This is a genomic window from Romboutsia sp. (genome assembly GCF_035470145.1).
In the GTDB taxonomy this organism is placed as follows: Bacteria; Bacillota; Clostridia; order Peptostreptococcales; family Peptostreptococcaceae; genus Romboutsia_D.
On record NZ_DATIRC010000298.1, the window covers coordinates 1 to 5,063 of the forward strand.

Annotated in this window: 6 protein-coding genes; all 6 read left to right on the plus strand. The window is 27.7% G+C overall.

What is annotated here, in order from left to right:
- The first annotated feature begins 34 nt into the window (after positions 1 to 34).
- The 6 genes from VLM92_RS12200 to VLM92_RS12225 all read left to right on the plus strand — a co-directional run bounded on the left by VLM92_RS12200 (position 35) and on the right by VLM92_RS12225 (position 4,991).
- A complete protein-coding gene (locus VLM92_RS12200; RefSeq protein ID WP_325276611.1) occupies positions 35 to 178 on the plus strand; it encodes a hypothetical protein in 144 nt (47 codons plus the stop codon).
- 206 nt (positions 179 to 384) lie between these two features.
- Positions 385 to 1,275 carry a ParA family protein gene (locus tag VLM92_RS12205; protein ID WP_325276612.1) on the plus strand — a complete coding sequence of 297 codons (891 nt, stop codon included), beginning with the start codon at positions 385 to 387 and terminating at the stop codon, positions 1,273 to 1,275.
- Complete coding sequence (locus tag VLM92_RS12210; RefSeq protein ID WP_325276613.1) at positions 1,275 to 1,655, plus strand: hypothetical protein; 381 nt, start codon at positions 1,275 to 1,277, stop codon at positions 1,653 to 1,655. Before VLM92_RS12205 ends, VLM92_RS12210 begins: the two co-directional genes overlap by 1 nt.
- A gap of 482 nt (positions 1,656 to 2,137) precedes the next feature.
- Positions 2,138 to 2,809, plus strand: coding sequence for a YkgJ family cysteine cluster protein (locus VLM92_RS12215; RefSeq protein WP_325276614.1), 672 nt, complete (start codon positions 2,138 to 2,140; stop codon positions 2,807 to 2,809).
- Positions 2,810 to 3,052: 243 nt separating this feature from the next.
- Positions 3,053 to 3,460 (plus strand): bacteriohemerythrin, encoded by a 408-nt coding sequence (locus VLM92_RS12220; protein WP_325276615.1) that lies wholly within the window; start codon positions 3,053 to 3,055, stop codon positions 3,458 to 3,460.
- Between the two features lie 187 nt (positions 3,461 to 3,647).
- Positions 3,648 to 4,991 carry an HD domain-containing phosphohydrolase gene (locus VLM92_RS12225; protein ID WP_325276616.1) on the plus strand — a complete coding sequence of 448 codons (1,344 nt, stop codon included), beginning with the start codon at positions 3,648 to 3,650 and terminating at the stop codon, positions 4,989 to 4,991.
- Positions 4,992 to 5,063: the final 72 nt, after the last annotated feature.

A 5,063-nucleotide genomic window follows, 5' to 3' on the forward strand; every position in this document is an offset into this window, starting at 1 on the left:
TTACCTCTTGTATTTAACGAGAGAAGGGGTTTATATGAAAAAATTTGAATATCAAGTATTAACATTTACTTGTTGTTATATAGAAGACGAATTAAATAAATATGGGCAAGATGGATGGGAATTAGTAGCTGTTGATGGTAACGGAAAGCACTATTTAAAAAGAGAAATTATAGAATAAATAATATTTTTCATCTTTTAACCAATATTTATGAGAATGTATATAGATTTGTATAAATAGATTTTTTAATTAATTGATATTACTGGAATTATGAATTTCAGTAATATTTTTTATGATTATATTCTCCTTATGATACTTCAACTTTAATTATAGATTCTTTACTACATTCATATTATGTATAAAGGCTATTTTAAAGGGAGGAAATAATGAAAATAATATCTGTTATAAACTACAAAGGTGGAGTAGGTAAAACTACTATAACATCAAACCTAGCAGCAGGATTATCTCAAAAGGGATATAAAGTATTAGCTATAGACTTAGATCCACAATCTAATTTAACTTTTTCATTTGTTGGAGTAGATGAATGGAAAAATAATTATGCACAAAATAGAACTATAAGAAATTGGTTCAGCGAAAATTCTAAAATAAATAAGTTTAATGACTTAATAATAAACCCTAAAAAAATAAATCAAGATAACTTAAATATAATATGCTCTCACATCGGACTTATAAATACTGACTTAGAACTAGCGATGAGAATAAGTGGGCAGACTAACAGACAACAAAAATCAAACTTTGTAAATGTACACAATATATTAAAAAAAGGATTAGAAGATATAAAAGAAGATAATTATGATATAGTGCTTATAGATTGCCCACCAAGTTTTAATATATCAACTAGAAATGCATTAGTTGCAAGTGACTATTATATAGTTCCTATAAAATTAGATTATCTATCTACATTAGGATTAGATGAATTAAATAGACATATAAAAGAGCTTGAATCAGATTATAATTCAAATGTAGACGGATGTGAGAACTACATGAACCTTCAACTAATAGGTGTTATTTGCAATATGGTGTCAAGAAAAGGTGATGGACTTATAGCAGAAGAGCAGAGCTATATGAATAATCTAAATAGATCGAACTTCTTAACTTTCGAATCGATGATAAGAGAAAATAAAACATCTCATGCAAGTGCTCCAAAGGATGGAATCCCAGTAATTATGAAAAAAGCAAATGGGGCTACATATAAAGGTGTAAAAAAAGAGTTGGAGGATCTAGTTGATGAATTTATAGAAAGGGTGGGTCTATAATGGAGAAATCAAGAAAGATTGTGGATGTAGTTTTTAAATGTATATCTAAATTGAGTGATGATGAAATAGAAAGCCTTATAAATAAGGAATCAAAGCTTGTATGTATAAGTACAAAAAAGAAGGAAGTTGTAGTTAAAAGTGTAGACAATGAGCTTGAAAGTATATGTGAAAGTATAGATAAAGCTCACTTTAGAGAAGAAGCTTATGAAATACTTAAAAAGCCTACTATAAAAAAAGATACTCTTATTAATATAGCTAAGTATTTAGAGGTACATGTATTAAAAAGTTATACTAAAACAAAGCTTATAGAAAGTATTGTCGAGACTGTAGTTGGTACAAAGATTGATAGAGAGGCTATAGGGAAGATAGATATTAAATAATTAAATTACAAAAGCCTTTTTAATAATATAAAATCTAAAGGAGGAACGTTTCGTTCCGTAGGAGAATGTCTATAGATTTGCCTATCAAAATTATAAAAAAGAGGAGATAATCGTTATGTGGTATATATAATAACTACTATAATAATCAATATAAACAAAACATATATCAAAAGATATAATGGATATTATAGATACTAATGGAGCACTTAGTTATACGTTGGATGAGTGCAATAAATAACTATGTGAGCCAATAGGGCTACACTTTGCAAAAAACTCGTATTAGCTCTAATATTTGATAGAGTGAATATTATCTAAAGGAATGTTAAAAAAATGGAGTGGTAATAAAATAGATGGAAAAAGGTTTATATAAAAGCGAGACTATATAACAGAGGAGGATGATAAGTTGTAAGAATATTTTTATTATGGTAATATCTTATTTAGTATTTAATAAAATCTAAATAATAAATGAGGAAGAGAAATATATGAAATCTATAAACATACTAGAAGAAATATCAGATGGGAAATTATACGACATTGAAGACACAGTAAAGGCAGACACATGTGGTTGCGATGGGTGCAGTGATTGTTGTTGTGATGTTGGAGAACTAGTGGTGCTTACACCTTTTGATATATATGAAATGGTGAATTATTTAGGTGTAGGGTTTGATGAATTACTAGGAAACAAGATTAAATTACGTGAAAACAACAAAATTTTATTACCATATTTAAATATGCAGGATGATAATAAAAAAAGATGTAGCTTTTTAAACAAAGAAGATAGATGTACGATTCATGCTAAACGTCCAAATATTTGTCGTTTATTTCCTCTTGGAAGAGTGTACAAAGATGATGATCTTAAGTACTTTTTACAGATAGGAAATTGTCCTAAAGAGAATTTAAAAGATGTTAAGGTTAAAAAGTGGGTAGGAATTGAAAACTATGATGAAAATAAAAAGTTTATTTTAGAGTGGTATAAATTTATTAAGGCATTAACTTTCCGTTTAAAGTTTGTGAGAGATGAGAGAGAAATCAAGGAAATTAATGAAATTTTATTAGATGAATTTTACCGTATTAAGATAGAAGAAGGAGAGAATTTTTATTCTGTATTTACAAAAAATTTACCTAATATAAAAAATAGATTGGGAATTATTTAAAAATAGGGTGTCGCGTTTCAACATAATACAAAAGCTATGCCTAAGGGGGAGACCTTAAGCATAGCTTTTATATTATCCTATAACTAAATCATAAGAAGTTTGTATTATTATAATTGTTATTTATAAAGTGTTTAAAAATAATTACAAAGGGGTATAGATATGAGAAGTAGATATCCACAACATGAAAGTGTGATTAAAATTTACAAAATACTGAGATAGGGATAGATTTTAGGAGGGCAAAAAATGGCATATAAATGGTCTAATGACTTACAAACAGGTAACACGCAAATTGATACAGAACATAAAGAATTGATAACAGCAATCAATAATTTGTTGGAGGCTTGTAATAAGGGTAAGGGTAGAGCTGAAATAGAAAAAACAGTAAACTTTTTATCTTCTTATACAAAAACTCATTTTAGACATGAAGAAGTTTTACAAAAGAAATACAACTACCCTGATTATAATAATCATAAAAAGTACCATCAAAGTTTTATAGATGCTGTTGAAAGTATACGTGAAAAACTTTTAGCAAATGGTCCAAGTATTGTTATAGTTGGTGAAGTTAATAGTAAAGTTGGAAATTGGATAATTAACCATATAAAAAGAGAAGATACTAAGGTTGCAGCACATATAAGAAATAATACTAAATAATTAAATAAAAATACATATAAAAAATACATATAATAGAAATATAAATAAAACAAGCTTTGGATGGAAAGTATGTTGAACCGTATTACAAGTGAGTGATACGGTTTTTTATTTTAATTTAAAGCTAATTGAAATTAATTGCTTGTTGAATTTTAGGCTATTTTTCAATGATATGTTTATATAGTATAATTTGGGAAGGGCTGAGAGGCAAATGAAAGAATTTGGGGAATATATCAATATTACATTAGAAGAATTAATATTTGCTTTTTCAAATGTATTAAATTTGGTAGACACAAGGCTGTATGACCATCATAAACAGGTGGCTTATATTGCCTATGAAATAGCAAAAGAATTAAATTTACCAGAAAAAGAGATCAAAGAAGTAATAATGGTTGGTTTAATCCATGATATTGGCGCATTTAAACAAGAAGAAATAGATAATATAATTAATTTTGAGGATGAAAATGTTGAAAATCATTCAATTGGGGGGTATTTACTATTAAATACAATAAATTCTCTGAGTCACATGGCAGAAGCTCTTAGATGGCACCACAGACGCTGGGAATATGGAAAAGGTTTCAAAGGTATTAATACTCAAACTGCAATGATAAGTCAAATTATTTACCTTGCAGACAGGGTATCTATTTTAATAGAAACAATACCAAAAAATATTTTATCCAAGTCAGAGGAGATTTTAAATACAATAGAATATGAAAAAGATAGTAAATTCAATCCCGAATTAGTTGATATATTTAAAAAAATTTCTAATAAACCTTCATTTTGGATAAATATTGTCACTCAGTACAAAGAACCTATTCTAAAGAATGTTTTAAATTTTAAAAACTCAAAAGTAACTTATGAGGAATTCATGGATATTAGCAAATTATTTATCTACAGCATAGATTTTAGAAGCAGGTATACGGCAGCCCATTCAATTGGGGTTGCAGCAGTAGCTGAAAGATTATCAAAATTATGTGGTATGTCTGAAAATGATTGTAAGATGATGAAGATAGCAGGATATTTTCATGATATTGGTAAACTTGTTATACCTGTTGAAATATTAGACAAGCCAAGTAGACTGACAAAAGATGAGTATGATGTTATAAAGCAGCATACATATTATACATATCACATATTAGATAATATTAAAGGAATGGAAAAGATAAGAGATATTGCAGCATATCACCATGAAACGTTAGATGGAAAAGGTTATCCATTTGGAATAAATAAACACATGCTTAGTAATAAAAGTAGGTTGATGGCTGTGGCTGATATATTTACAGCATTAACTGAAAAACGACCTTATAGAGAATCTATGAAAAAAGATGAAGTTGCCAATATTCTAATGAATATGGTGAATAAAAACAAAATAGAGAAGAATATAGTAGAAATAGCTATTGATAATTATGAAGAACTCTATGAATATAATAAGACTAATCAAAGTGAGGCAATAAAAGACTTTTATTCTATTCAAAATAGATTTGACAGTGACTTAAAGATAATCAATGGATTTGTTGTAACTTCCAGTACATAGGAGGAAGACTATTATTGATGAAAGTATAAGAATATTACCGTATATAGATTTGTGAAAATAGAGTTTTCGACT

Bases quoted from the DNA above. Each gene is read 5' to 3' on its own strand.
- VLM92_RS12215 (WP_325276614.1), top strand. From the start codon at position 2,138: ATGAAATCTATAAACATACTAGAAGAAATATCAGATGGGAAATTATAC.
- VLM92_RS12200 (WP_325276611.1), top strand. From the start codon at position 35: ATGAAAAAATTTGAATATCAAGTATTAACATTTACTTGTTGTTATATA.
- VLM92_RS12210 (WP_325276613.1), top strand. From the start codon at position 1,275: ATGGAGAAATCAAGAAAGATTGTGGATGTAGTTTTTAAATGTATATCT.
- VLM92_RS12220 (WP_325276615.1), top strand. From the start codon at position 3,053: ATGGCATATAAATGGTCTAATGACTTACAAACAGGTAACACGCAAATT.
- VLM92_RS12205 (WP_325276612.1), top strand. From the start codon at position 385: ATGAAAATAATATCTGTTATAAACTACAAAGGTGGAGTAGGTAAAACT.